Raw genomic sequence first — 1311 nt, forward strand, 5'->3', positions numbered from 1 at the left:
TGACGACTCCCCAGCTCCCGGCGAGGACCCCCGTCGCCTCCAGCCCACCGCTGGAGACGGCAAAGGACCGGACCCCAGGCCCCCGACACCAAGGCCCCCATGCGCGCCGTCTACCTCCTGGCCATGCTCTGGCCGCTGATCCTCATCGCCATCCTCATCCTCCGCTGACCTGCCGAAAGGGCACCGTCATGACCACGCCCGGACCTCCGGACACCACGTCCGGACGCCTGCCCGGCGTCCGGTACCGCACCGAGACCCGCTCGCGGTGGGTCGAGGAGACCATCGCCGGGGAAACCCGCCTCGTCCCCGAGGACTACGACGTTCTCGTCCCCGTCGCACCCCGCGACTGGGACCGCACCATCCTCCGCGCCGTCACCACCGCGACCATCCTGACCACCGTCGCCTCCATCGCCTGGACCACCGCCAGCATCGGCGGACTCCTCACCACCCAGGTACACCCGGTCATCGCCTACGGAGCCGCCGCCGCCGGTTTCGACCTCCTGTGGCTGTGCTGCCAGGGCTTCGAGTGGCTCAACCGCTACAACCCCCGCCGCGGCCTCGCCTTCGCCGGAACCTGGATCGGCCTCGCCCTGGCCGTCTCAGCCGTCATCACCCACGGCTGCCGCACCCACGAAGTCGCCGCCGGCATCGTCGGCGCCGGCGTCTCCCTCGGGGCCAAGCTCCTGTGGCTCGTGCTCCTGGAGCAGTACCGCGTCCCGCTCTCCCAGCGCGCGCAGGGCTGGCTCCTCGCCCGCCGCCAGGACCTCGCCGTGCAGAAGGCGCTCGCCGCCGAGACACGCCGCATCCGCGCCGAAGAGGCATACCTCCGGCAGGTCTACGGCACCGACGCAGCCGCCCCGCCCCCCGTGGACACGAAGACCGCCAGCACGGTGCCCGTCGCTGCGCCGGTCGCTGCGCCCGTGCTCACGCCCGTGCGGGCCGCCGCGCCCACCCCGACCCCCGCGCCGGAGGCGGTGACCCCGGAGCAGCACGCCCCCGCGCCCGCGCACACGCCGGCCGGCAAGGGAGCCTGCGGCCCAAAACCCCTCGCCCCAAAGGCGCTAATATTTGTTGCTATAATGCTCGCTACGCCTAGTTCCTTTGACGATTTATTTTACGTGTGACTTAGTTCTCCGTTAGATTTGATGGGAGGTCGTGGTTTTTTTTTTTTTTCTTTGTTTATGTTTTTTTTTTTTTTGTTTTTTTTTTTTTTTTTTTTTTTTTTTTTTTTTTTTGTATTTTTGTGGGTTTTAAATTTTTTTATTTTGATTTTTTTTTTAGTTTTTTTTTTTTTTTTTTTTTTTTTTTTTT

The 1311-nt window shown here is 63.6% G+C and carries 1 protein-coding gene; it reads left to right on the top strand.

Annotation, left to right across the window (positions count from 1 at the left end; genetic code table 11):
• Positions 1-188 precede the first annotated feature (188 nt).
• Positions 189-1124 (top strand): hypothetical protein, encoded by a 936-nt coding sequence (locus SSBG_RS30350; RefSeq protein WP_008749046.1) that lies wholly within the window; start codon positions 189-191, stop codon positions 1122-1124.
• Positions 1125-1311: the final 187 nt, after the last annotated feature.

The organism is Streptomyces sp. SPB074 (genome assembly GCF_000154905.1).
Taxonomy (GTDB): domain Bacteria; phylum Actinomycetota; class Actinomycetes; order Streptomycetales; family Streptomycetaceae; genus Streptomyces.